General features: G+C 52.6%; 19 protein-coding genes and 1 pseudogene. 6 read left to right on the top strand and 14 right to left on the bottom strand.

The annotated features are described in order from the left end of the window. Positions 1–57 precede the first annotated feature (57 nt). The 4 genes and pseudogenes from wzzE to trxA form a co-directional block, all read right to left on the bottom strand. Complete coding sequence (wzzE, locus tag HP572_RS18750) at positions 58–1,104, bottom strand: ECA polysaccharide chain length modulation protein (protein WP_039286255.1); 1,047 nt, start codon at positions 1,102–1,104, stop codon at positions 58–60. 21 nt (positions 1,105–1,125) lie between these two features. Beyond that, positions 1,126–2,223 (bottom strand): UDP-N-acetylglucosamine--undecaprenyl-phosphate N-acetylglucosaminephosphotransferase, encoded by a 1,098-nt coding sequence (gene wecA, locus HP572_RS18755; protein WP_240584010.1) that lies wholly within the window; start codon positions 2,221–2,223, stop codon positions 1,126–1,128. Positions 2,224–2,429: 206 nt separating this feature from the next. Next, positions 2,430–3,690 (bottom strand): annotated as a pseudogene (rho, locus tag HP572_RS18760) (transcription termination factor Rho). Positions 3,691–4,184: 494 nt separating this feature from the next. After that, on the bottom strand, positions 4,185–4,511 hold the full coding sequence (trxA, locus tag HP572_RS18765) for a thioredoxin TrxA (protein WP_010283883.1): 327 nt from the start codon (positions 4,509–4,511) through the stop codon (positions 4,185–4,187). Between the two features lie 118 nt (positions 4,512–4,629). On the opposite strand from trxA, the gene rhlB reads away from it, so the two are divergent. After that, entirely contained in the window at positions 4,630–5,919 is a 1,290-nt protein-coding gene (gene rhlB, locus HP572_RS18770) for an ATP-dependent RNA helicase RhlB (protein ID WP_205552252.1), read from the top strand. A gap of 6 nt (positions 5,920–5,925) precedes the next feature. Then, entirely contained in the window at positions 5,926–7,422 is a 1,497-nt protein-coding gene (gene ppx / locus HP572_RS18775; protein ID WP_240584011.1) for an exopolyphosphatase, read from the top strand. A 22-nt stretch (positions 7,423–7,444) separates the two neighbouring features. On the opposite strand, the gene rep is transcribed toward ppx, so the two are convergent. Beyond that, on the bottom strand, positions 7,445–9,466 hold the full coding sequence (rep, locus tag HP572_RS18780; protein ID WP_182814222.1) for a DNA helicase Rep: 2,022 nt from the start codon (positions 9,464–9,466) through the stop codon (positions 7,445–7,447). Between the two features lie 160 nt (positions 9,467–9,626). On the opposite strand from rep, the gene ppiC reads away from it, so the two are divergent. Further along, positions 9,627–9,908, top strand: coding sequence for a peptidylprolyl isomerase PpiC (gene ppiC / locus HP572_RS18785; protein WP_240584012.1), 282 nt, complete (start codon positions 9,627–9,629; stop codon positions 9,906–9,908). Between the two features lie 93 nt (positions 9,909–10,001). On the opposite strand, the gene putA is transcribed toward ppiC, so the two are convergent. Beyond that, the gene (putA, locus tag HP572_RS18790) at positions 10,002–13,970 is read right to left on the bottom strand and encodes a trifunctional transcriptional regulator/proline dehydrogenase/L-glutamate gamma-semialdehyde dehydrogenase (protein WP_240584013.1); all 3,969 of its coding nucleotides are present in this window, start codon (positions 13,968–13,970) and stop codon (positions 10,002–10,004) included. A 195-nt stretch (positions 13,971–14,165) separates the two neighbouring features. Between putA and putP the strand changes: the two genes are divergently transcribed. Next, positions 14,166–15,650 (top strand): sodium/proline symporter PutP, encoded by a 1,485-nt coding sequence (putP, locus tag HP572_RS18795; RefSeq protein ID WP_240584014.1) that lies wholly within the window; start codon positions 14,166–14,168, stop codon positions 15,648–15,650. A 114-nt stretch (positions 15,651–15,764) separates the two neighbouring features. Here the strand turns inward: putP and ilvC are convergent, their stop codons facing one another. Then, positions 15,765–17,243, bottom strand: coding sequence for a ketol-acid reductoisomerase (gene ilvC / locus HP572_RS18800; protein ID WP_010283900.1), 1,479 nt, complete (start codon positions 17,241–17,243; stop codon positions 15,765–15,767). A gap of 167 nt (positions 17,244–17,410) precedes the next feature. Between ilvC and ilvY the strand changes: the two genes are divergently transcribed. Both ilvY and HP572_RS18810 read left to right on the top strand, forming a co-directional pair. Next, positions 17,411–18,301: an HTH-type transcriptional activator IlvY gene (ilvY, locus tag HP572_RS18805; RefSeq protein ID WP_240584015.1), complete on the top strand. Its 891-nt coding sequence runs from the start codon at positions 17,411–17,413 to the stop codon at positions 18,299–18,301. Next, positions 18,298–19,098, top strand: coding sequence for a lysozyme inhibitor LprI family protein (locus HP572_RS18810; RefSeq protein ID WP_240584016.1), 801 nt, complete (start codon positions 18,298–18,300; stop codon positions 19,096–19,098). The genes ilvY and HP572_RS18810 overlap by 4 nt, the downstream gene beginning before the upstream one ends. A gap of 18 nt (positions 19,099–19,116) precedes the next feature. Here HP572_RS18810 and HP572_RS18815 read toward each other — a convergent pair whose 3' ends face one another. From HP572_RS18815 to HP572_RS18845, 7 genes are all read right to left on the bottom strand, one after another. Next, a complete protein-coding gene (locus HP572_RS18815; protein WP_240584017.1) occupies positions 19,117–19,860 on the bottom strand; it encodes a DUF2461 domain-containing protein in 744 nt (247 codons plus the stop codon). Between the two features lie 101 nt (positions 19,861–19,961). Continuing rightward, positions 19,962–20,402: a lysozyme inhibitor LprI family protein gene (locus tag HP572_RS18820; RefSeq protein WP_039535103.1), complete on the bottom strand. Its 441-nt coding sequence runs from the start codon at positions 20,400–20,402 to the stop codon at positions 19,962–19,964. Further along, positions 20,399–20,989 (bottom strand): calcium-binding protein, encoded by a 591-nt coding sequence (locus HP572_RS18825; protein ID WP_240584018.1) that lies wholly within the window; start codon positions 20,987–20,989, stop codon positions 20,399–20,401. The genes HP572_RS18820 and HP572_RS18825 overlap by 4 nt, the downstream gene beginning before the upstream one ends. A gap of 142 nt (positions 20,990–21,131) precedes the next feature. Beyond that, positions 21,132–21,611: an Hcp family type VI secretion system effector gene (locus HP572_RS18830; RefSeq protein WP_240584019.1), complete on the bottom strand. Its 480-nt coding sequence runs from the start codon at positions 21,609–21,611 to the stop codon at positions 21,132–21,134. Between the two features lie 534 nt (positions 21,612–22,145). Continuing rightward, the gene (gene ilvA / locus HP572_RS18835; protein ID WP_226307974.1) at positions 22,146–23,690 is read right to left on the bottom strand and encodes a threonine ammonia-lyase, biosynthetic; all 1,545 of its coding nucleotides are present in this window, start codon (positions 23,688–23,690) and stop codon (positions 22,146–22,148) included. Between the two features lie 5 nt (positions 23,691–23,695). Next, the gene (gene ilvD, locus HP572_RS18840) at positions 23,696–25,546 is read right to left on the bottom strand and encodes a dihydroxy-acid dehydratase (protein WP_240584020.1); all 1,851 of its coding nucleotides are present in this window, start codon (positions 25,544–25,546) and stop codon (positions 23,696–23,698) included. 73 nt (positions 25,547–25,619) lie between these two features. Then, positions 25,620–26,546 carry a branched-chain amino acid transaminase gene (locus HP572_RS18845; RefSeq protein WP_095700894.1) on the bottom strand — a complete coding sequence of 309 codons (927 nt, stop codon included), beginning with the start codon at positions 26,544–26,546 and terminating at the stop codon, positions 25,620–25,622. Positions 26,547–26,557 lie beyond the last annotated feature (11 nt).

Below are 26,557 nucleotides of genomic sequence, written 5' to 3' on the forward strand. Positions count from 1 at the left end.
TTTAATCAGGTTAGACGCAGACGCTCGCTGAGCATCAGACGCGAATCAGCAAGCTGGTTAGCGCGGACGGCGAGCCAAGGCAACACCCGCGCCGACGAGCGCACCAATCGCACCCCACATCACCATCAGGAATGCCCGGCGTGGGCTGTCACGCTTCACCGGCTCTTCCGGGGTACGTAAATAACGATACGTCTGGAAACTGGCCTCAAGCGTTGGGCCAACATTCAGCGTCGCTAACATCGCGCGATTTTGATCGTAATCCAGTTCATAGTGCGGGCCGCTGGTCTGCAATGTTTCCAGTCGGGCTTGAAGCATCGGCCTGCCAAGCAGGAACATTTCCGATGCGGGGATTTCGTCTGCGGGCGTATCAGTCTGACTGCGGCTAATACCTTGCTGCTGGGCGATTTTCAGCGCCAGTTCAACGCTGCGGACTTCGCGATCGTAAATCGCTTTTGCTACCGCTTCCTGACGCTTGATCTGCGACTTCATGAAAATGGTTCTGGCCGCCCAGGCACCCTTAATCTCTTCATTCAGGTGACTTGCTGCACGCTGGCTGGCAAAAGCCACATACTGACGAAGCAACGTGTTGGAATCTTTAGAGGTTTCTGCCACCAGCTTCACGGAATCATTGGTCTTTTTCCCGTCGTCGCGCGGCGTAAACTGAATGTTGTTAACCAATTCATCTAGCAAAGCCGCATCGGCTTTTTCATCGCCTTCCAGACGCTGCTTATAATAGTCAGTCTGCAACCAGAAATCGCGGCGGGTATCGTAAGCCGCTAATTGCATGATGAACTCGTCATAAGCATCGGCCGAAATAGACGGTTGTTCTGGCTGAGGCGCGGAAAAAGAGCGGGCGTCGAGGTTACGCAGGAATTGCTGCTGCGAATAATACCCACCCAGCATATTGACCGTCGGCTTGTCGGTAATCGCTGTCGCGCTCCACTCCTGTTTAACAAGATAGGAATAGCCTAGTGCCACAACGGCAAAAAGCAGGCCGATTGCTATCGGCCATACCTTTCCACGCCACAGCAGGCGAAATAACCCACGGATATCTAATTCGTTATCAATCAACGCATTCCCGGTAGACAAGTTCTCTGATTTCATTACTTCCCCAAAATTATTTGGTCAGGATGACTGCTTTTGCTCATCAGAATGCCGCATACGGCGTTTGATTCGTTTGATAAAACGGGCGACCCGCCATGCTCGTTTCAGGCAGTAGCCATACAGTAGAAATGCAAGCAAGAATAATGCCAACATTAACCATTCTGGTATGAAAAAGAAATATTCTCCCAACACACCGACCGCGGCCAACAAGGCGGCAGCAAGCGTAATCAGCACAAACGCCTGACGGGAAGAGAAGCCAGCACGCATCATTAAATGATGGATATGCTGTCGGTCAGGCGAGAACGGGCTCATCCCTTTACGCAAGCGCCGATACATAATGGCGATCATATCGATCAGCGGGATAGCGATGATCCACAGTGCCGTAACCGGATTAATCGGATGCTGCGGGCCTTGCGTTGTTTGAATCAGGAGCCAGATGGCTGTGAAGCCAATCATCGTGCTACCCGCATCGCCCATGAAAACCTTGTAGCGTGGCCCAAACATGCCGAGGTTAAGCAGAATATAAGGCAGCGTCGCCGCAATCATGGCGAAACACCACAATGCCAGATTCGTGTGGCCGCTCAGGTACAGCAAAATGCCCATCGCCCCAAATGAGACGCTGGACAACCCGCCGAGCAACCCATCGATCCCGTCCACCATATTGAACGCGTTAATCGCTGCCCAAACCGCAAACAGCGTGACCAGATAGCCAAACGGCCCCAGCCCCATCTGCCACGGACCGAAAATGAATCCCAGGTTGTGTATCGTCAAGCCAGCGAAAGACATCATCACCACGGCAACAAACGCCTGCACAACGGCACGAATTTTCACACTGATATCAAAACGATCGTCCAGCATGCCGATAAACACCAGCACACCCGCGCACAGCAGGTAAAGACGAAAATTGGGAATATATTGATCGGTAATGAAGTAGGTAAAGCAGATACCCGCATACACGGAGATACCACCAACCAGAGGTATAAGACCCCGATGGCGTTTACGGTAGTTAGGACGATCGACAAGCCCTATTTTACCCGCAATGCTGCGAGCAAAAAAAAGAAAGCCCAGAGAAAACAAGAAAATAAATAGTAGTTCGGTACTCATAGTGAGTAAGTTCACCGTTAACAGCTGCGCTGTAGCTGTTCAGTATAGACTCGGTTTACGCCTTATATCCTATCGCCCACGCTGATCGCCAGTACAAATTGAGTGATAACCGAGACTTCTTAGTAGAAAGCCCCTTCACATCCGATCAATCAGGGGATAAAAAAACGCCACGACCCAGCGTGGCGTTCCCCGAGTTATCCGTAATGGATGAACGCCCGGATTTATGAACGTTTCATCATATCGAAGAATTCATCGTTGGTTTTCGTCATCGCCAACTTGTTGATGAGGAATTCCATCGCGTCGATCTCACCCATTGGGTGGATGATCTTGCGTAGGATCCACATCTTCTGCAATTCTTCAGAGGTGGTAAGCAGTTCTTCTTTACGCGTACCGGAACGATTGTAGTCAATCGCCGGGAACACGCGTTTTTCTGCGATTTTACGCGCCAGGTGCAGTTCCATATTACCTGTACCTTTAAATTCTTCGTAAATCACTTCGTCCATCTTAGAACCGGTATCAACCAGCGCAGTGGCGATGATGGTCAGGCTACCGCCTTCCTCAACGTTACGCGCCGCACCGAAGAAACGCTTCGGACGATGCAGGGCGTTGGCATCCACACCACCGGTCAACACTTTGCCCGAAGCCGGAACCACGGTGTTGTAGGCACGTGCCAGACGAGTAATTGAGTCCAGCAGGATGATAACGTCTTTCTTATGCTCAACCAGACGCTTCGCTTTTTCGATCACCATTTCGGCAACCTGAACGTGACGGGAAGCCGGTTCGTCAAACGTTGACGCTACCACTTCACCTTTCACCAGACGTTGCATCTCGGTAACTTCTTCCGGACGTTCGTCAATCAGTAGCACCATCAGCACGCAGTCAGGATGGTTGTAAGCGATGCTCTGTGCGATGTTCTGCAGCAGCATGGTTTTACCCGCTTTTGGCGGTGCAACGATCAGACCACGTTGACCACGGCCGATCGGCGAAGCCAGATCCAGCACACGCGCCGTCAGATCTTCTGTCGAACCGTTACCCCGTTCCATACGCAGACGAGAGTTTGCGTGCAGCGGCGTTAAGTTTTCGAACAGGATCTTGTTGCGGGCGTTTTCAGGGTTTGTCGTAGTTGACTTCGTTAACTTTCAGCAGCGCAAAGTAGCGTTCACCTTCTTTCGGCGGACGAATCTTGCCAGAAATGGTGTCACCAGTGCGGAGGTTAAAACGGCGGATTTGGCTGGGAGAAACGTAGATATCATCGGGGCCTGCGAGGTAGGAGCTGTCTGCGGAGCGGAGAAAGCCGAAGCCATCCTGCAATATCTCCAGCACACCATCGCCGAAAATATCCTCGCCGCTTTTGGCATGCTGTTTCAGAATAGCGAAGATAATATCCTGTTTGCGCATGCGGGCCTGGTTTTCCAGTCCCATATTTTCGCCAAGAGTAATTAACTCAGAAACTGGCGTATTCTTTAATTCGGTAAGATTCATAGTGGTGGGTTCTTTAACTCGGGGTAAATCTCGAACTATAACGTGAATGGTATGGCAGGATCATCCGTGCCTCTATAACAGCCTTCAACCACCGGATTCCTGTCTGGTTTCACACCTGAAGCGCATTAAATCCGCGCAAAACAACATCCGCATAAACGATATCCGCATAAATCAACGGCAGGAGATCGAAGACACATAAAACCAATTATTGTAAAACTAGCAGACTGCCCAAATCGGATTACAAACGTGTTGTAAAACAATCGTCTTGTAGAACAATTACCTTGTAAAACAACGATTTTTTCGATTTCGACACAGAATAATGCTTTAGACTCTAACTTTCAGGCTTAAGCCTAAGGGCTTAAACATAGGCAAGTACGATATGCAGTGATGAAGAATCTAACACGCTTCCCGACGAGCGGCAAGCAGTCAATATGAGAATTACATATTGCCCAATTGCGCCCGCCGGCGACACCCTTTTTAGGGTATCAAGCTAATTACAGATTCGCCGTCAGGAACTCTTTCAGTTGCCCTTTCGACAGTGCGCCGACTTTCGTCGCAGCGACTTCGCCGTTTTTAAACAGCAGCAGAGTAGGAATACCACGGATACCATATTTCGGCGCAGTAGCCGGATTTTCGTCAATATTCAGTTTGGTAACCGTCAGTTTACCTTCAAACTCTTCAGCAATTTCATCCAGAATAGGAGCGATCATTTTGCAAGGACCACACCACTCAGCCCAAAAATCAACCAAGATAGCGCCCTCAGCTTGCAATACTTTCGTGCCGAAGCTGTCATCAGTCAGGTGAATTATTTTATCGCTCATATTTTACTCCGCAGGATTATTTCTACCGTGTTGGTGTAGCATTAACCAACAACGGCTTGACTTTATTTCACCGGATACGCTTTCGTAAAGCAATAGTTAGCTGATATTCTACCACACTATGAGCAAAACACACTTAACTGAACAGAAGTTTTCCGACTTCGCCCTGCACCCGCAGGTTATTGAAGCTCTTGAAAGTAAAGGGTTTCATAACTGTACGCCTATTCAGGCGTTAGCTCTGCCATTGGCTCTGTCAGGGCGTGATGTTGCGGGTCAGGCGCAAACCGGTACCGGCAAGACGCTGGCTTTTCTCGCGTCTACTTTCCATTATCTGCTTTCACACCCTGCAAACGCAGAGCGTCAGACGAATCAGCCACGTGCTTTAATTATGGCACCAACTCGTGAACTGGCTGTCCAGATTCACTCTGATGCAGAAGCGCTGTCTCATGCAACTGGGCTAAAATTAGGTTTAGCCTACGGTGGCGACGGCTACGACAAACAGCTTAAAGTGCTGGAAAGCGGCGTTGATATTCTGATCGGCACCACTGGCCGTCTGATCGATTACGCCAAGCAGAACCACATCAATCTGGCCGCGATTCAAGTCGTCGTGCTGGACGAAGCCGATCGCATGTACGATCTCGGCTTCATCAAAGACATTCGCTGGCTATTCCGCCGCATGCCCGCAGCGGCACAGCGCCTGAACATGCTCTTCTCCGCTACGCTCTCCTACCGGGTGCGTGAACTCGCGTTTGAACAGATGAATAACGCCGAGTACGTGGAAGTTGAACCGGAACAGAAAACCGGCCACCGCATTAAAGAAGAACTGTTTTATCCATCCAACGAAGAAAAAATGCGCCTGCTCCAGACACTGCTGGAAGAAGAGTGGCCGGACCGCTGCATTATTTTCGCGAATACCAAGCATCGCTGTGAAGACATCTGGGGCCATCTGGCTGCCGATGGCCATCGCGTTGGGCTGCTGACGGGCGACGTCGCACAGAAAAAACGTCTGCGTATTCTGGAAGAATTTACCCAGGGTAATCTGGATATTCTGGTGGCAACGGACGTTGCAGCACGCGGCTTGCATATTCCTTCTGTGACCCACGTTTTTAACTACGATCTGCCGGATGACTGTGAAGACTACGTTCACCGTATTGGCCGTACGGGTCGTGCGGGGCAAAGCGGATTCTCTATCAGTCTGGCCTGTGAAGAGTACGCGCTGAATCTCCCGGCTATCGAAACCTATATCGGTCACGGTATCCCGGTCAGCAAATACAACAGCGACGCGCTGATGAGTGATTTACCTGCGCCGAAGCGTTTAACACGTCCACCGCGTTCCAATAATGGCCCGCGCCGACACAATGCGCCACGCCGCAGCGGAGCGCCCCGTAATAACCGTAAACGAGCGGACTAACCGTCGATGCTGAGCTCTTCTTCACTTTACGCTGCCATCGATCTCGGCTCGAACAGCTTCCATATGCTGGTCACCCGGGAAACCGCAGGCAGCATTCAGACGCTGGCGAAAATAAAGCGTAAAGTCCGCCTTGCGGCAGGGCTGGATAAACAGAATCGGCTCTCGCAGGAAGCGATGCAGCGTGGCTGGCAGTGTCTACAACTGTTCTCCGAACGGTTGCAGGACATTCCGCAGGATCAGGTGCGCGTCGTCGCTACCGCAACCCTGCGACTGGCAACGAACGCTGACGAGTTCCTGCAACGGGCTCAGGAAATTCTGGGCTTGCCGATTCAGGTTATCAGCGGTGAAGAAGAAGCACGCTTGATTTATCAAGGCGTGGCACATACGACAGGCGGCCCGGATGCGCGTTTAGTCGTGGATATTGGCGGTGGCAGTACCGAACTGGCAACGGGAATCGGTGCAAAAACAACGCAGTTGATCAGCCTCCCGATGGGATGCGTAACGTGGCTGGATCGCTATTTCAGTGACCGCAATCTGGAAGCCGGTAACTTTGAACGCGCTGAACAGGCGGCGCGTGAAATGTTGCGTCCTGTCGCGGCCTCTCTGCGCGAACAGGGCTGGCAAATCTGCGTTGGTGCTTCCGGCACAGTCCAGGCGCTACAGGAAATTATGGTCGCGCAGGGAATGGATGAATACATTACTCTGCCGAAGCTCAGACAGCTTAAAGAGCATGCGATTCAATGCGATAAGCTGGAAGAATTGGAAATTGAAGGCCTGACGCTGGAACGCGCGCTGGTTTTCCCCAGCGGATTAGCCATTCTGCTGGCGATCTTCCAGGAGCTCGACATCAAAACGATGACGCTGGCCGGAGGCGCACTGCGTGAAGGACTGGTCTATGGCATGCTGCATCTGCCCGTCGACCAGGATATTCGTCACCGTACATTAGCAACCCTGCAACGCCGTTATCTGCTGGATACCGAACAGGCGAAACGCGTCAGTGCGTTGGCGGACAACTTTCTACAACAGGTTGCCCGTGACTGGCAGTTAGATAGCAGATGTCGCGAGTTACTGCGCAGCGCCTGTCTGGTACACGAAATCGGTTTGAGCATCGATTTTCGCCAGTCGCCCCAGCATGCAGCCTATTTGATTCGCCATAGCGATCTCCCCGGCTTTACGCCCGCCCAGAAGAAACTGTTAGCCACACTCCTGCAAAACCAGATTAACCCTGTCGATCTAATGCCGCTCAGTCAGCAAAATGCGCTGCCGGTCAGTCAGGCACAGCGCCTGTGCCGTCTGCTTCGTCTGGCAATTATTTTTGCCAGCCGCCGCCGCGATGACACGCTGCCAGCCGTACGGTTGCGCGTAGAAAGCGAAGCGTTACGTTTGATTCTGCCTGCTGGCTGGCTGGCTCAGCATCCGTTACGGGCAGAAATGCTGGAACAGGAAAGTCGCTGGCAAAGCTACGTACACTGGCCGCTGATGCTGGAAGAAACCCCAGCTTAACGAACATATAGGGGAGCGCGCTTTACTCCCCTTTTGCTTTCGCTAGCATCGCTCGAATATTGGCAACGTTCGTCTGACCTTTCTGCATACGCTCTTGTGCGCTAACCACTTTTCTTTCTGTTTCCCACACCACATCATCCTGCGGCAGTTCAAGCAGGAAACGACTCGGTTCGGGGCGCACCAACTCGCCATACTGGCGACGTTCTTTGCACAATGTGAAGAACAGTTCACGCTGAGCACGCGTAATTCCCACGTATGCCAAACGACGCTCTTCGTCGACGTTATCTTCATCAATACTGCTCTGGTGCGGCAACAGACCTTCTTCCATCCCAACTAGAAAGACATACGGGAATTCCAAGCCTTTGGACGCATGCAGCGTCATTAGCTGAACCTGATCCAGTTCCTCTTCACTTTCTCCACGTTCCATCATGTCCCGCAGCGTGAAACGCGTCACCACCTGCGTCAGCGTCATAGGCTCATCCAGATCGGACCCTTCCAGCATTTCCGTCATCCAGCTAAATAGCTGATTGACGTTCTTCATCCGCATTTCTGCAGCCTTTGGGCTCGGCGAGGTTTCATACAGCCAGCTTTCGTAGTCCAGCCCATGAATCAGATCCCGCACGGCGGCGACCGGTTCACGCTCTGCCAGACGGGCGATTTCCGCCAGCCACTGAGTAAATCGTTGCAGGGATTCCAGCCCACGACCGGTCAGAGACTGGCTTAGCCCGAGATCAAAACTCGCGCTGAACAGGCCTTTATTGCGCTGCCCTGCCCACTCACCTAGCTTCTTCATCGTCGCCGGGCCAATCTCACGCTTGGGCGTATTCACAATACGTAAGAATGCGCTGTCATCTTCTGGGTTGGTCAGTACGCGTAGGTAAGCCAGTAAATCTTTGATTTCAGGTCGGGAGAAAAACGACGTGCCGCCGGAGATACGATACGGAATACGGTTCTGCATCAGCATCTTTTCAAACAGACGCGATTGATGGTTACCACGATACAAAATGGCATAGTCGCCGTACTGGGTCTTTTTAATAAAGTGATGGGCAATCAGTTCACCAACGACCCGCTCCGCTTCGTGATCTTCGTTATTGGCGGTAATCACTTTGAGTTCATCGCCGTAACCCAGTTCCGAGAACAGCCGCTTTTCAAAAACGTGCGGGTTATTGGCGATGAGAATATTGGCGGCTTTCAGAATGCGCCCGGACGAGCGGTAGTTTTGTTCCAGCTTGATCACGTCAAGCGCGGGGAAATCCTGCTGTAGCAACACCAGATTCTGCGGCCGCGCACCACGCCAGGAGTAAATTGACTGATCGTCATCGCCTACGACGGTAAAACGCGCGCGGGTGCCAACCAGCAGCTTAACCAGCTCATACTGGCTGGTGTTGGTGTCCTGATATTCATCCACCAGCAGGTAGCGTAAGCGGTTCTGCCAGCGTTCACGCACCTCAGCGTTCTGCTTCAGCAACAGCGTGGGCAGCAAAATCAGATCGTCGAAGTCCAGCACGTTACAGGCACGCAGGTGGTCGTGATAGAGCGAGTAGCAATGCACAAACAGCTTGTCGCGTTCGGAGCGAGCGGTTGCTGCCGCTCCGGCAGGATCGATCAGATCGTTTTTCCAGTTTGAGATCGTCGAGATCAGCTGTTGCAACAGAACTTTATCGTTTTCCAGCCACTGTTCCGTCAGCTCTTTCAGCAGCGCCATCTGGTCCTGATCGTCAAACAGGGAAAAATTAGATTTCATTCCCAACGCGACGTATTCACGCTTGATGATCTCCAGCCCCAACGTATGGAAGGTCGCAATCATCAGCCCACGCGTTTCTTTACGCCCCAGCGTCTGCGCCACGCGCTCCTTCATCTCTCGCGCCGCTTTGTTGGTAAACGTCACGGCGGCAATGTGCTTAGCCTGATAGCCACACTGGCGAATAAGGTGCGCGATTTTGTTGGTGATAACGCGGGTCTTGCCTGAACCTGCGCCCGCCAGCACCAGACAGGGTCCGGTGACGAATTCGACGGCGTGTTGTTGGCTGGGGTTTAAGCGCATAACGATCTTGCTCACTCATAAAACGGAAGGCGATTGTAGCAGAAAGCCGTATCGATCTTGACCAGGGATTTGTTATTAAGGAAAGCATGTCGCAGTCCACATCTTGCATTGCAAATGTTACATTGCGCGTCGGAATCTCTTTTGCAAAAAAGGTAACAACATGGCAAATACCGCAGCAGCCCTACACATCCTGGTAGACACTGAGCAGGAAGCTAATGACATTCTTGCGCAACTGGAAAAAGGTTCAGACTTCCAGAAACTGGCACAGAAGCACTCGACCTGCCCGTCAAAACGCAACGGCGGCGATTTAGGTGAGTTTCGTAAAGGTGACATGGTGCCCGCTTTCGATAAGGCAGTGTTTTCCTGCGAATTGCTGAAGCCGTTTGGTCCGGTGAAAACCCAGTTTGGTTACCATGTAATCAAGGTGTTGTACCGCAATTAAGTTGTACCGTAACTCAGTCGCCACGCCGACGCCCCGAATATGAAAAACGCGCCGACCTTCTGGTTTGGCGCGTTTTTTCTATTAACTGCCTGATTAGCCTATCGTCATCAGGCTGGCATTGCCGCCCGCGGCCGCGGTATTGATACTCAGAGAACGTTCGGTCAGCAGACGTTCCAACTGAACATGGGTATCGCCCTGCGCATAGCCTAACGGCTGGATAATTGGGCCATCGCGCTCTGCAAGCACCTCACTCAGTTGCCGTAACCGATCGGCGTCCCCATGATAAATGACGCCATGAAAAGACACGTCTTGCCGCTGCCAGTCAGGCGTGAACTGAATATGCGACTGCACGCCTGCGGGTAAACGGCCATAAAGCGTTTTCTCCTGCTCACCTTCCGGCCATAGCAACGCCCCGCCGGTTGCCAGCACCGCCGCCGTCTGAATCAAGCGATCGTCCTCATTATCCGCCAGACACAGAATCCGCTCACGCGGTAGCAGCGCATAGGAATTACTTTCCCCTGTCGGGCCGGGCAGCAGTCGGGTTGTCCCGCTAACGCTATATTCTCTATAGCGCTGGCATAACGTCGCGAGCCCGTCACGTTCCCCAGCAATCGCCCAGTCTTCCAGCGCCTGTAGCCCCGCTAGCAGCGACGATCGGGCAGACGCATCCAGCGCCTGCTCGCGGTTCTGCTGTGAGAATTCTGCCGCAAGCGCGTCGTCCGGCCGATGTGTCAGCAAGCGGTACAGATAAAGCGGCCCGCCCGCCTTTGGTCCGGTTCCTGATAAACCTTCCCCACCAAACGGTTGAACACCAACAACGGCACCAACCATATTGCGGTTCACATATTGATTACCCACCTTCGCCTTGCCCGTCACACGCTGAATAGTCTCATCAATACGGGTATGCACACCCAGCGTCAGACCGTATCCCGCCGCGTTGATCTGCTCAATCACTGCATCCAACTGCTGGCTTTGATAGCGAACTACGTGTAAAACTGGACCAAAAACTTCTTTTTTCAGCTCGTCTATCTTGCCCAGTTCGATCAGGGTCGGTTTCACAAACGTCCCGTGCCGCCACGTCTCCTCATCCTGCGAATACGCGGCCTGAAATACCGTATGGCCTTTTGCCCGCATCGTCTGAATATGCTGCTCCACGTTCTCTTTCGCTTCCGCGTCAATTAGCGGGCCGATGTCGGTCGATAACCGTTCAGGATTCCCCATTCGGCATTCCGCCATCGCGCCACGCAGCATATCCAAGGTGCGATCCGCAATATCCTCTTGCAGACACAGTAGACGCAGCGCCGAGCAACGCTGTCCGGCGCTGTCGAACGCAGAGGCGATAACGTCATTCACCACCTGCTCCGTCAGCGCAGACGAATCGACAATCATCGCATTCAGGCCACCCGTTTCGGCAATCAGCGGCGTCAAACGCCCCTGTGGATCGAGCCTGCCCGCGATGCTGCGTTGCAGGGTTTTGGCAACGGCAGTCGACCCGGTAAACACTACGCCGCGTACTCGTTCATCGTTCACCAACGCGGCACCAATCGTTTCTCCCTGTCCGGGCAGCAGTTGCAGCACGCCCAGAGGAATGCCCGCTTCATGTAAAATACGTACCGCCTGTGCCGCAACCAGCGGCGTCTGTTCAGCCGGTTTCGCCAGCACGCTGTTTCCTGCCGCCAGTGCGGCAGAAATTTGACCGGTGAAGATCGCCAGCGGGAAATTCCACGGGCTGATGCAAACCACCGGCCCCAGCGGACGATGGGTATCGTTAGTGAACGTGTCCCGAATCTGAGCCGCGTAATAACGTAAGAAGTCCACCGCTTCGCGTACTTCCGCAATCGCGTTACTGAAGGATTTACCCGCTTCCCGCACCAGCAGCCCCAGCAGGCTTTGCAACTGCGCTTCCATCAGCGAGGCGGCCTGATTCAATATCGCGGCACGCTCTGCGGGTGGCGTCGCAAACCAGATGGTGCCAGCATGTACCGCGGCATCTACCGCCAGCTCAACATCCGCCACCGAGGCATCTAGAACGTAGCCCACCACATCGTGCACATCCGCGGGATTCACGACAGGCCTTTCTTCACTCGCCTCGCTTTCCCCCTCAATCATTGGCGCGGCATACCACGGCTGTGACGCATGATTCAGCAACGCGCTGGAGAGCGAAGCCAGCCGGTGCTCGTTTGAGAGATCCAGTCCGCTCGAATTTTGCCGTTCCTGCCCATATAGCTGACGCGGCAGAGGAATCTTAGGATGCGGTGCGCCCATGATCCATTCCACTTTTGCCAGCGCCTCTACGCCACGAATCGGATCGGCAATCAGCGTTTCCAGCGCCATTGAGGTATCTGCAATGCGGTTAACAAACGAGGTATTCGCGCCGTTTTCCAGCAGGCGTCGCACCAAATAAGCCAATAGCGTTTCATGGGTTCCGACCGGGGCATAAATACGGCACGGACGGTTCAACTTGCCATCAGCAACCGCGCCCACCACCTGATCATAGAGCGGTTCGCCCATTCCGTGCAGGCACTGGAACTCATACTGACCGGGATAATAATTGTTGCCCGCCATGTGGTAGATCGCACTTACCGTCTGCGCGTTGTGCGTGGCGAACTGCGGGTAAATCAGATTCGGTACGGCCAGCAGCTTCCGAGCGCACGCCAGATACGACACATCGGTATAGACCTTACGCGTGTAGACCGGGTAGCCTTCCAGCCCGTCAACCTGCGCACGCTTGATTTCACTGTCCCAGTACGCCCCTTTCACCAGACGAACCATCAGCCGTCGACGGCTGCGCTGTGCCAGCTCAATCAGTGCATCAATCACATACGGGCAGCGTTTCTGATAAGCCTGAATGACAAACCCAACGCCGTTCCACCCCGCCAACTGCGGCTCCATGCAGAGTTTTTCCAGCAGATCGAGCGAGATCTCTAGCCGATCGGCTTCCTCCGCGTCAATATTGATCCCGATATCGTATTGGCGCGCGAGCAGCGTCAGCGTCAACAAACGCGGATAAAGTTCTTCCATCACGCGATCATACTGTGCCCGGCTATAGCGGGGATGCAGCGCCGATAGCTTGATGGAGATGCCCGGCCCTTCGTAAATCCCGCGCCCGTTTGAGGCTTTGCCGATAGCATGAATCGCCTGCTGATAGGCCGTCAGATACGCGGCAGCGTCATGTTCTGTCAGCGCCGCTTCACCTAACATATCGTAAGAGTAACGGAAGCCTTTACCCTCCCGTTCACGGGCATTCGCCAGCGCTTCGCCGATAGTTTCTCCGGTGACAAACTGCTCCCCCATCAGCCGCATAGCCATATCGACACCTTTGCGGACAAGCGGCTCACCGCTTTTCCCGATGATACGGTTCAGCGAATTAGAGAGGTTCACTTCGTTGTGCGTCGCCACCAGCTTTCCGGTAAACAGCAGCCCCCAGGTTGCAGCATTCACAAAAAGTGACGGACTGTGACCAAGATGCGCCTGCCAATTTCCCCGACTGATTTTGTCGCGGATCAGCGCATCGCGCGTGGATTTATCAGGAATACGCAGCAGCGCTTCGGCTAAGCACATCAGCGCCACCCCTTCCTGAGAAGAAAGTGAGAATTCCTGTAGCAGCCCTTGCACAATGCCCGCACGCCCACTTCCGGCTTTCTGGCCGCGTAATTTCTCTGCCAGTTGATAAGCCAGTTTCTGCGTTAACTGCGACATTTCATCGGTAAGTCTTGCCTGTTCGAGCAAGATAGGCACTAGTTCACTTTCGGGTCGGCGGTAAACAGAAGTAATGGCTGCGCGGATAACGGACTGCGGAAGAATGTGCTCGGCGAAATCAAGAAAGGGTAGGTGGGTTTCTTCTTCCTGAGATTGCGGCATAATCTCTTCCGCTTCAATGTGGCTGACATTCGCCCATTGCGGTGTTTCAGGAGTGTCGAGGCCGCTTTCGAGGCGTTCGAGGTAATGGAAAATAGCCTGTTTGATCAGCCAGTGCGGTGTACGATCAATACGCTGTGCTGCCGCCTTGATACGTTCGCGCGTTTCCTCATCGAGTTTTACACCCATCGTGGTAGAGCCCATAGCGTCCACTCCTGTCATGCAAAGATGCACATTGGGATAACGTCAATATCAACCATGTTGCAACTTTGTGCAACCTTGTTAACAAATGGATCGGTTGCAGACCATCATCACCGGCAGACCTCGTTCCGGCCTGAGTGATGACAATAAAACACAGCGTCGCCGCGATAGCGGCACGAAAAAAATGTGGAGAGTTGAATGACAATAAGCACACCTATGCTGGTGACGTTTCTGTTGTATATTTTCGGGATGGTCCTCATCGGCCTGTTTGCCTACCGCGCCACCAATAACTTTGGCGATTACATTCTGGGCGGACGTCGGATGGGCAGCGTGGTCACCGCACTGTCGGCTGGCGCTTCCGATATGAGCGGCTGGCTGCTCATGGGATTACCAGGCGCTATTTTCATCGCCGGGATTTCTAAAAGCTGGATCGCGATCGGCCTGACGCTAGGCGCGTACCTGAATTGGAAATGGGTCGCCGGACGCCTGCGAGTACACACTGAGGTAAACCACAACGCGCTCACCCTGCCTGACTATTTCACCCACCGCTTTGAAGATAACAGTAAATTACTGCGTGTGATTTCCGCGTTAGTGATCCTGATTTTCTTCACCATCTATTGTGCATCCGGCGTAGTTGCGGGGGCACGCCTGTTTGAAAGTACCTTCGGTATGAGTTACGGCACCGCGTTGTGGGCCGGAGCAGCAGCCACCATTGCCTATACCTTCATCGGCGGCTTTCTGGCCGTGAGCTGGACAGACACCGTTCAGGCCAGCCTGATGATTTTCGCCCTGATTCTGACGCCAGTGATCGTCATCCTGTCTCTTGGAGGAATTGATAGCTCACTGATGGTGATTGAAGCGAAAAACCCGGCCAACCTGGATATGTTCAGAGGGCTGAATTTTGTCGCTATCCTCTCGCTGATGGGCTGGGGTCTGGGCTATTTCGGTCAGCCGCACATTCTGGCGCGTTTTATGGCCGCCGATTCACACCACACAATCCACAGCGCACGCCGCATCAGTATGACCTGGATGATTCTTTGTCTGGCCGGTGCCGTGACGGTAGGCTTCTTCGGCATTGCTTACTTCCACAACAACCCGGATCAGGCAGGTAACGTGACGCAAAACAGCGAGCGCGTCTTTATCGAGCTGTCGATGCTGCTGTTCAATCCGTGGATTGCCGGGGTGCTGCTGTCTGCGATTCTGGCCGCCGTGATGAGTACGCTAAGCTGCCAGTTGCTGGTGTGTTCCAGCGCCATCACCGAAGATTTATACAAACCCTTCCTGCGCAAAAATGCCAGCCAGAAAGAGCTGGTCTGGGTGGGACGCGCCATGGTGCTGTTAGTGGCTATCATCTCCATCGCGCTGGCGTTTAATCCTGAAAACCGCGTGCTGGGTCTGGTGAGCTATGCCTGGGCCGGGTTCGGTGCCGCATTCGGGCCGGTGATTTTGATTTCTCTGCTGTGGCCGCGCATGACGCGCAACGGTGCCCTATTCGGTATGATCGTAGGTGCGGCTACAGTGCTGATCTGGGAACATTACGCCTGGCTGGGTCTGTATGAAATCATCCCTGGCTTCATCTTCAACAGCCTGACCATTTTCATCGTCAGCCTGCTGGGTAAAGCGCCATCAAAAGCGATTACTGACCGCTTCAATCAGGCGGAAGCCGAATACAAGTCCGTTTGATAAAACACATACGTTTGCTATTGCTACAAAAGCCCGGCGATAAAAGCATTCGTTGATAAAAAAAGAGGGCACAGCTAATGCTGTGCCCTCTTCTATTTCGATCACCGACGGAAATTAACCCGCAACGGCGATACGCTTCATGTCTTTCATGTAACCGCGCAGCGTGTGGCCTACGGTTTCGATTGGGTGGTTACGGATCGCTTCGTTAACATCACGCAGCTGCGCGTTGTCCACTTCGGTACCCGCTACCGCTTTACCCAGGTCGCCCGGCTGCAGGGATGCCATGAACGCATCTTTCAGCAATGGCACGGCAGCGTTAGCAAACAGGTAGTTACCGTATTCTGCGGTATCGGAGATAACCACGTTCATTTCATACAGACGCTTACGCGCGATGGTGTTGGCGATCAGCGGCAGCTCATGCAGTGATTCGTAGTAAGCCGACTCTTCGATGATGCCAGAGCTCACCATGGTTTCAAACGCCAGCTCAACGCCCGCTTTCACCATCGCAACCATCAGCACGCCGTTATCAAAGTATTCCTGCTCAGCGATTTTACCGTCGAACTGCGGTGCGTTTTCGAATGCCGTTTTACCGGTCTCTTCACGCCAGGTCAGCAGTTTCACGTCATCGTTCGCCCAGTCAGCCATCATGCCGCTGGAGAATTCGCCGGAGATGATGTCGTCCATGTGTTTCTGGAACAGCGGTGCCATGATGCCTTTCAACTGCTCAGACAGTGCATAAGCACGCAGTTTTGCTGGGTTAGACAGGCGATCCATCATCAGCGTGATCCCGCCCTGCTTCAGTGCTTCGGTGATGGTTTCCCAGCCGAACTGAATCAGTTTTTCTGCATAAGCTGGATCGGTGCCTTCAGCAACCAGTTTGTCGAAGCTCAGCAGAGAACCCGCCTGCAACATACCGCACAGAATGGTCTGCTCACCCATCAGGTCAGATTTCACTTCTGCAACGAAAGAGGATTGCAGAACGCCAGCGCGGTGACCACCGGTAGCCGCAGCCCACGCTTTAGCGATGGCCATGCCTTCGCCTTTCGGATCGTTTTCCGGGTGAACCGCGATCAGCGTTGGTACGCCGAAACCACGTTTGTATTCTTCACGTACTTCCGTACCCGGGCACTTCGGTGCCACCATCACAACGGTGATGTCTTTACGGATTTGCTCGCCCACTTCAACGATGTTGAAACCGTGAGAGTAGCCCAGCGCAGCGCCCTGTTTCATCAGCGGTTGTACCGCCTGAACTACTGCAGAGTGCTGTTTGTCCGGCGTCAGGTTAACCACCAGGTCAGCCTGTGGGATCAGATCTTCGTAGGTGCCAACGGTGAAGCCGTTTTCGGTCGCTTTACGCCATGATGCGCGTTTTTCGGCAATCGCTTCAGCACGCAGGGCGTAAGCGATATCCAGACCGGAATCGCGCATGTTCAGACCCTGGTTCAGACCCTGAGCACCACAGCCGACGATCACCACTTTTTTCCCTTTCAGGTAGCTCGCCTCATCGGCAAATTCATCACGCCCCATGAAGCGGCACTTGCCCAATTGATCCAGCTGCTGACGCAGGTTTAATGTGTTGAAATAGTTAGCCATGTCGTGCTCCGTATACGGTTTTGTTTGTCTATTATTCGAGAAAGGATTCCCACCAGATGGGAATTCACTATGACCCCATCATATGACAGGAATTGCGTTGCTTAAATTGATATATTAACAACGTCACATTGCACTATCTGCAAGATAAAAAACGGGGCCTGTATCGCATGGATTTACGTGATCTCAAATTATTCCTGCACCTCGCGGAAAGTCGACACTTTGGCCGTACCGCCAAGGCGATGCACATCAGCCCGTCCACGCTGTCACGGCAAATTCAGCGGCTGGAAGAGGATTTAGGACAGACGCTGTTTCTACGCGATAACCGCACCGTGCAGCTCACCGATGCCGGAGAACATCTGAAGCAGTTCGCCCAGCAAACGCTGCTGCAATACCAGCAGCTACGCCACACGATAGACCAGCATGGACCATCATTAAGCGGCGAGCTGCGGATCTTCTGTTCCGTCACCGCCGCCTACAGCCACCTGCCGCCGATTCTGGATCGCTTTCGGGCACTGCACCCGCTGGTAGAAATTAAGCTGACGACGGGCGATGCCGCCGATGCTGTTGAGAAAATTCAGTCGAACGATGGGGATTTGGGGATAGCGGGACGCCCGGAAGCACTCCCGGCAAGCGTTGACTTCATGCCGCTCGATAAACTGCCTCTGGCGTTGATTATCCCGGCACTTCCCTGTCCCGTGCAGTCGCTGGTACGGCAGGCAGACCCAGACTGGTCACAGATTCCGTTCATCCTGCCAGAACACGGCCCGGTGCGTAAACGTATCGATCTGTGGTTTCGACGCAACCACATCACCAACCCGCAAATTTACGCCACCATCTCCGGGCATGAAGCGATGGTATCGATGGTCGCCCTAGGTTGCGGCATCGCGCTGATACCCAACGTCGTGCTGGAAAACAGCCCGGAACCGGTACGCAACCGCGTGTCCGTCTTTGTCGAACAGGTGATGGAGCCGCTTGAACTCGGCGTGTGCGTACAGAAAAAACGGCTTAGCGAACCGCTGATTGCCGCCTTTTGGGACATATTACAGGACACGCCATGAAGATAGCCTTCACTGCCCTCATCGCCGCAGGGGTGACGTTTGCTTCCATCAGCCACAATGCGCAAGCCGCCAGCTTCTCCTGCGACAAAGCAGCTTCAGTTCAGGAAAAGCTGATTTGTGCCAGCCCATTGCTCGGGCAGCTCGATGAAGAACTGGCACAGGCCTGGAAGACCTCCCGCGCGTTCCTGACGGCGTACGACAACAGCGCACCGTGGGAAAAAACGCTCAACCAGTTTCAGCGCAGCTGGCTGACCACACGCGACCAGTGCAAAGACGAAGACTGTTTGCGCCAACGCTATCAGCAGCAGTTAAACCGGCTGCGCTATCTGAATGACATCGCACAGCACGCACTCCCATCGCCGATTACGCCCGTGAAAAGCACCGCTTGTTTCCACGGCTCATTCAGCTATGAGTATGTGATGTCAGGGCTTTCCGCCGAGGAGTACCGCGATCTGGGGGAATATTTTCGGGAAATGTACGATCAGAAAGCACCCTACCACGCCGTCAGCCTGACGATGACCAACCAGCGCGGCAAGATTGAAGGCGGCGCATCCATTGCATTCCGCTACGGAAACAAGCTGGATGATTCCACCTTCACGGCTCGTCAGATGAGCGATATCCAGGCGATTGGCAAAGGCGAAAGCAGCTTCGGCCAGCAGGTGAAAATACTGCTCACCTGCATTGACGATGATCATCTGCAAATCGCCACCTTCGGCAGCAATCGGGAAGAAGGTTACCTGTTTAACTATTTGTTAGAGCGCGATAAAACGCCACTGGAGCCGCAGAAAACGCCGTAGTGTTGACTAGCTCTGGTTCTAGCGTTCAAACCACTTATCCGCCGAAAAGGCCCGCGTATCGGACTCCGTTTCCTGCGCGGCTTTCTTCATGGTTTCGACGTTCATCAGGTAATGATAGAGCGGTTCAAGCTGGGTAAAACCTTGTGACAGAACCTTCACCAGATCGCCGGAAAACAGCGCGTCCATATCCTGTCGGGTATCTATCGCGGCAAACGACTTACGGTTATACCAATCAGCCAACTCCGGCTCCTGACCTTTAATCAGCGGGCGTTTGTAGCTTTCGCCTTCCAGCGTGAAGGTCTTTCCCAGACAGCTTGCAACTTCAAGAAACTGCGACGGATTACCGCGCAGCGTCTGACGGAACAGGTCCATCGTATTACGCGTCGCGCTGTAATAGCCCAGCCCGTAACGCCAGGTATCCGGCGTGATCTCAAAGAAATACACCGGCGCGTCCGTCCAATCTTTGCGAGTACGTTTGAAAGTGAGCCACATTTGGCTGCGATAGCGGGATTTATCGTGAGAAAAACGCGTGTCGCGGTGAATACGGGAGAGCGTTTTGCCGATGGCAGGACGCGTTTCAAAATGGTCGTCAATCTGCAACATGGTCAAACTGAGCTCATCCACCAGCGTGCGAAACGGCCCAACCAGTTGCTCATCGTAAACCGCACGGTGCTCGTCAAACCACGCTTTATCGTTGTACTGACGCACCTGCTGAAGAAACGTTAAACCCGCTTGAGAAAAACCCGTGAACTGCGTTGCCATAAAGAAATGCTATCCCTGTTGCTGTCAGATGACATAAAGATAACGCCGCTGACGGCGAAACACCATCGGCGGCGTGACACACTTATCCAAAGGATGAGTAATTAAGGGAAATTGAGCTCACCGTCTATCGACTCGATCCGTCTGTAGTTTTCTACCGCCTCGCAAAGATCTTTATTTGATAAATAAACGGGGCTATCTTTAATATATGGGTGCCCTCTATACGCACAACGATGGACAACATAATTTTTCCACGCGGCTTGATCTGCTTTGAAAAGCTTAACGGCATCGTCCTCACCCTCTATAGTTATGAGTGTTGAGAGAAAGTCTATTGCTTCTTTATTTTTTTTCTCTAGTTTTTCCGTCGAATCAGCAAGCATTCGGTCAGTACAAATATAAAGTTCATGATAGTTTTCCCCTTTCATTATATCTTTACATAACGTTTTCTCCATTAATTCCAGTTTACTCCAATAAATCTCACCAAATGCAGGGGATATACCGTTTACAGCAAATAACATCAACAGACAGAAGTAGATATTTTTCATTTCCTCATCCTTAAATAACCCGCTCGGTTTCTTCCAACCTCATATTTTAGCAACTCAGGCTCACTCTCTATTAACTTTATTAACAGTTCGATATCATTCTTTGCCGCCACAGGGATAGTTTTCTTCCCCTCCATCCCTTGATAGGCCAGATCCACCAGAATATCTCTGATAGCGGGGTGAAGCTCATTCCAATTCGCCCTATCAGGTATATTAGCGGAACGATCTGCGTATCGATTTTTCGCTATTGTTATATACCCACCATAAATAATATTAAACAAATCCACCTGCTGTTGATGTGTAATCACGCCAATTTTTTCTTTGTACTCTTTCACGAAAGTGGCGGCGGCACCGCCCTTTAACCCAGCCCCCGTCGCTATTAAACTCGCTTTTTCACTCCCAATACCAACTCTGAGCATATCCGAATAAATTTCGCCCTTGGTTCTCTTCCCCATATCATAGCCTCGCCCCAGCGTCACACCAGATTTGGCATTTCCTGGCCAATGAACGACTCGGCTAAAAAAACGGCTACCAGGGATATCATCCCCTTCGCCATCAAAGGTTATTTGTCCTTGAGGTACTCTTAGCATTGAGCAAATTCCTTTTTATTAATACGAAGCATCAATGTGCGAAGTTAATTAGCATATCTTTCGGTTAGTGATGAATTAGCTAATAAAAGCAGCCACAAATAACATAATTATCAATGGCTGTATGTTTTATTTCCAAATAAAACTAAATGCCACTATCATTCCAGATACTATAACCTGATGTTCCCGCAACCTTGTGATCCCATGATATAGAGCCATACTTCAATAAAACTTTTTCATATGGCATGACGTCATTATCATTAATCGAATGCGGATAGCTACAAGAAATATCAACAATACGGGCATCGGTTAATTTAATGACATAAAACAGCTCTAATTGCCCAGCAGCATTTATCCTATACAAAAAAAAATTTGCACTTAGCTTTTCATTGGAAGAGGTCGAAACACCAAGCAACGGTGACGACTTATCGATAAGCTTAACTATTTCAACGGGATGACAAGATAGATTATCATCATGACTCATTGAATGGTTTAAACTTAATACTTGAATTTGATCTTCATGACCAATTTGGCTTCTATTACCAATTGACTGTAATGTTGAACAGCCAGAAGAAATTAACCCCTGTTTATCACCCGTCAACTCTAAATAGATAATACTCGACATTTTTAGCAGCCTCTAAGAATAAATATGATCAATGCACCGATGGTGTATCAAGCTTGAGTGAAAGCTTTCGCCCGTCTGACGTCTTCATTTCCACCAAATTACTTTGAGTCACCTGCATCAAAGAAAGGCATAGTTTCATCATCAATGCGAGTATTTCTTCAGGAGGTAACGAACTATTAATAAGGCTATTCTTTAATTGTTCATTTAACTGAATGGCAAGTTTTTTTATTTTTCATACTCGGTCTCCATGTGTTATTCCACTATTCACCAAATATACCTAGAAAATAATTATTAGCAAGATTTAAAGAAATTAGGAAAATAAACAATTAATTTAAAAATAATAATAACAAACTATAATTAGATTTATTCAACAACGTCTTGAGACACCTGCTGAAGAAACGTTAAACCCGCTTGAGAAAAACCCGTGAACTGCGTTGCCATAAAGAAATGCTATTCCTGTTGCTGTCAGATGACATAAAGATAACGCCGCCGACGGTGAAACACCATCGGCGGCGTTAGGGGAACACTCAGCGCTTAACCCGCCAGAAAGAAGCGGAACGCAGGGTTATTGGTTTCATCGTGACATTCATAGCCGAGCGCCTGAAGGTGCTGCTCGAATTCCCGATCGCCTGCATCTAACTCGAACGCAGCCAGCACGCGACCAAAATCCGTGCCGTGGCTGCGGTAATGGAACAGAGAAATATTCCAGTGCGCCCCCAGCGTATGCAGGAATTTCAGTAACGCGCCCGGTGATTCTGGGAACTCAAAGCTGTACAGCCGTTCCTGCAGCGGTTTGGAAGGGCGTCCGCCGACCATATAGCGAACGTGCAGCTTCGCCATTTCATCATCGGACAAGTCCACCACTTCATAACCGTCCGCGGACAGCTCGGCGATAATCTCCTGCCGCTCCGCATAACCACGCGTCAGACGCACACCGACAAAAATGCAGGCATCTTTGGCATCCGCATAGCGGTAGTTGAATTCGGTAACGGAACGACCACCCAGTAGTTGGCAAAACTTCAGGAAGCTTCCCTGTTTCTCGGGGATCGTCACGGCCAGCAAGGCTTCGCGCTGTTCACCCAGCTCGCAGCGTTCGGAAACGTAGCGTAACCCGTGGAAGTTGACGTTCGCGCCGGACAGAATATGCGCCAGACGTTCACCCTGAATCTGATGTTGTTGGATGTATTTCTTCATCCCCGCCAACGCCAGCGCACCGGACGGTTCAGCGATTGCGCGAACATCCTCAAACAGATCTTTCACTGCCGCACAGATGGCATCGCTGTCGACGGTAATCACATCATCCAGATATTCCCGGCACAGGCGGAACGTTTCATCGCCAATGCGCTTCACCGCCACGCCTTCGGCAAACAGCCCGACACGCGGCAGATCGACCGGTTGCCCGGCATCCAGCGCCGCACGCAGACAGGCGGAATCTTCGGCTTCTACGCCGATCACCTGAATCTGCGGCATCAGCTGCTTGATCAGTACGGCAACCCCCGCCGCCAAACCACCACCGCCGACCGGCACAAACACGCGATCCAGATGCGCATCCTGCTGTAGTAACTCCATCGCCAGCGTGCCCTGTCCCGCAATCACCGCAGGGTGATCGAACGGCGGCAGAAAGGTCATATGTTGCTGTTGTGACAGCTCAATCGCCTTCGCCTTAGCCTCATCAAAGTTGGCACCGTGTAGCAGCACTTCGCCGCCAAAACCGCGCACCGCATCGACCTTGATATCAGCCGTCGCCACCGGCATCACAATCAGCGATTTAATCCCCAGCTTGGTGGAAGAGAGCGCAACACCTTGCGCATGGTTACCGGCTGACGCCGTTATCACACCGTGGGATTTTTGCTCATCGCTCAGACCGGCCATCATCGCGTACGCGCCACGCAGCTTGAAGCTGTGCACCGCGTGCCTGTCTTCACGTTTTACCAGAATGACATTACCCAGCCGCGAAGAGATCTTTTCCATCTTCTCCAGCGGAGTGACCTGTGTGACTTCATACACTGGCGAGCGCAAGATCGCCCGCAGGTACTCCGCGCCTCCCGGCGCGGCAGGAAGAGGTTGTGACACAGCCATCAGCATTAGCCTCCCAGCTTGCTTTTATCCCGCACAGCGCCCTTATCTGCGCTGGTTGCCAGGCTAGCGTACGCACGCAGCGCAAAAGACACCTGACGTTCACGATTATGTGGCGTCCAGGCCTGCTCGCCTCTCGCCTCTTCCGCTTCGCGGCGGCTTGCCAGTTCATTATCGGCGACGTCCAGCACGATGCTGCGGTTCGGGATATCAATGTCAATCATGTCGCCATCCTGCACCAGACCAATGGTGCCACCGTTTGCGGCTTCAGGAGACGCATGGCCGATAGACAGCCCCGACGTACCACCAGAGAAGCGGCCGTCCGTGATCAGTGCACAGCTTTTACCCAAGCCCATCGATTTCAGGTAAGTGGTCGGATACAGCATTTCCTGCATGCCCGGCCCACCTTTCGGTCCTTCGTAACGGATAACGACCACATCGCCCGCGACAACTTTTCCGCCCAGAATCGCTTCTACCGCGTCATCCTGGCTTTCATAGACTTTTGCCGGGCCGCGGAAAATCAGGCTATCTTTATCAACGCCTGCGGTTTTCACGATGCAACCATCTAGCGCAATGTTGCCGTACAGCACGGCCAACCCGCCATCCTGACTGTAAGCATATTCACGCGAGCGGATGCAGCCTTCCTGACGATCGGTATCCAGTGAATCCCAGCGGCAATCCTGAGAAAACGCTTTGGTCGTACGGATACCCGCCGGGCCAGCAGAATACATACGTTTCACGCTTTCATCTTTCGTCAGCATCACGTCGTAGGCTTCCAGCGTTTCCGGCAGCGTTTTACCCAACACGTTGTTAACTTCACGGTTCAGCAGGCCGGCTCTGTCCAGCTCGCCCAAAATACCGATAACCCCACCAGCACGGTGTACGTCTTCCATATGGTATTTCTGACCGCTAGGCGCGACTTTACACAGGTGTGGCACCTTACGTGAAAGGCGGTCGATATCTGACATGGTGAAATCAATTTCACCTTCCTGCGCCGCGGCCAGCAGGTGCAATACGGTATTGGTGGAACCGCCCATGGCGATATCCAGAATCATGGCGTTTTCAAACGCGGCTTTGTTAGCGATGTTGCGCGGCAATACGCTTGCATCATCCTGCTCGTAATAACGCTTCGCCAGACCTACGATGCGCGTACCCGCGTTCAGGAACAGCTCCTTACGATCGGCATGTGTCGCAAGCAAGGAACCATTGGCTGGCTGAGAGAGCCCCAAGGCTTCGGTCAGGCAGTTCATGGAGTTCGCCGTGAACATCCCTGAACAGGAACCACAGGTCGGGCAGGCAGAGCGTTCAATTTGCTCACTGTCGGCATCGCTGACGTTAGGGTTTGCACCCTGAATCATGGCATCGATGAGATCGAGCTTGATAATTTGGTTAGAAAGCTTGGTCTTCCCTGCTTCCATCGGGCCTCCAGAAACAAAAATCACCGGAATATTCAGGCGCAGCGACGCCATTAACATCCCCGGAGTGATTTTGTCGCAGTTGGAAATACACACCATGGCATCCGCACAGTGGGCATTGACCATGTATTCCACGGAGTCGGCGATCAGCTCACGGGAAGGCAGAGAATAGAGCATGCCGCCGTGTCCCATCGCGATACCGTCATCAACGGCAATGGTGTTAAATTCTTTCGCGACGCCGCCGGAGGCTTCGATCTGCTCGGCAACCAGTTTACCCAGATCGCGCAAGTGCACATGGCCTGGCACGAATTGGGTGAAGGAGTTGACCACCGCGATAATCGGTTTACCAAAATCGTCGTCGGTCATCCCGGTGGCGCGCCACAAGGCTCGGGCACCAGCCATATTACGGCCGTGAGTGGTTGTGGCTGAACGGTACTTAGGCATGCTCTGTTACTCCAAAAATTACGAATTGGGCGATGACGGAACGTATCACCGCCTGACTGTCTGTCTTGACTGCTTACTGATTGATCGGATCCAACCAGCCCCATTTATCTTCGGTTTCACCCGTAAAGAGGCCAAAGAACGCCTGCTGCAAGGCTTTGGTAACTGGGCCGCGTTTGCCAACACCGACCTGAATGCCGTCTACGCTGCGCACGGGGGTAATCTCTGCCGCAGTACCGGACATGAAGACTTCATCGGCCAGATACAGTGACTCGCGGGACAGCACCTGCTCACGCACTTCATATCCCGCATCTTTCGCCAGCTTGATGATGGCGTCACGTGTAATGCCCGGCAGCGCCGAAGAGGTAAACGGCGGCGTGAAGATAATACCGTCCTTCACTTCAAACAGGTTCTCGCCCGCACCTTCGGAAACATAGCCGTGGACATCCAACGCGATCCCTTCCTGATAGCCGTGGCGACGTGCTTCGCTACCCACCAGCAGGGAGGATAGATAGTTGCCACCCGCTTTCGCAGCGGTTGGAATGGTATTCGCCGCCACACGATTCCAGGACGACACCATCGCATCAATACCGGCTTCCAGCGCCTCTTCACCCAGATACGCGCCCCACGGGAAGGCCGCGATGATGACGTCGGTTTGATAACCATCTGGCGGGTTAACGCCCATACCCACATCACCAATGAACACCAGTGGACGAATATACGCGCTGGTCAGGTTATTTTTACGCAGCGTTTCACGACAGGCTTCCATCAGCTCATCTACGCTTTGCGCGACGGGCATACGGTAAATTTTTGCCGAATCACGCAGGCGCTGCATGTGCTCACGGTGACGGAAAACCACCGGGCCCTTATGTGAATTGTAGCAACGAACGCCTTCAAAGACGGAGGTGCCATAATGCAGGGCATGCGACATCACGTGTACTTTTGCTTCAGCCCATGGAACCATCTCGCCATTGAACCAAATGTAATCCGCTTTTTTTGTCATTCTTTTTTTCC

This window comes from Pectobacterium sp. PL64 (assembly GCF_022477975.1).
GTDB lineage: Bacteria > Pseudomonadota > Gammaproteobacteria > Enterobacterales > Enterobacteriaceae > Pectobacterium > Pectobacterium jejuense.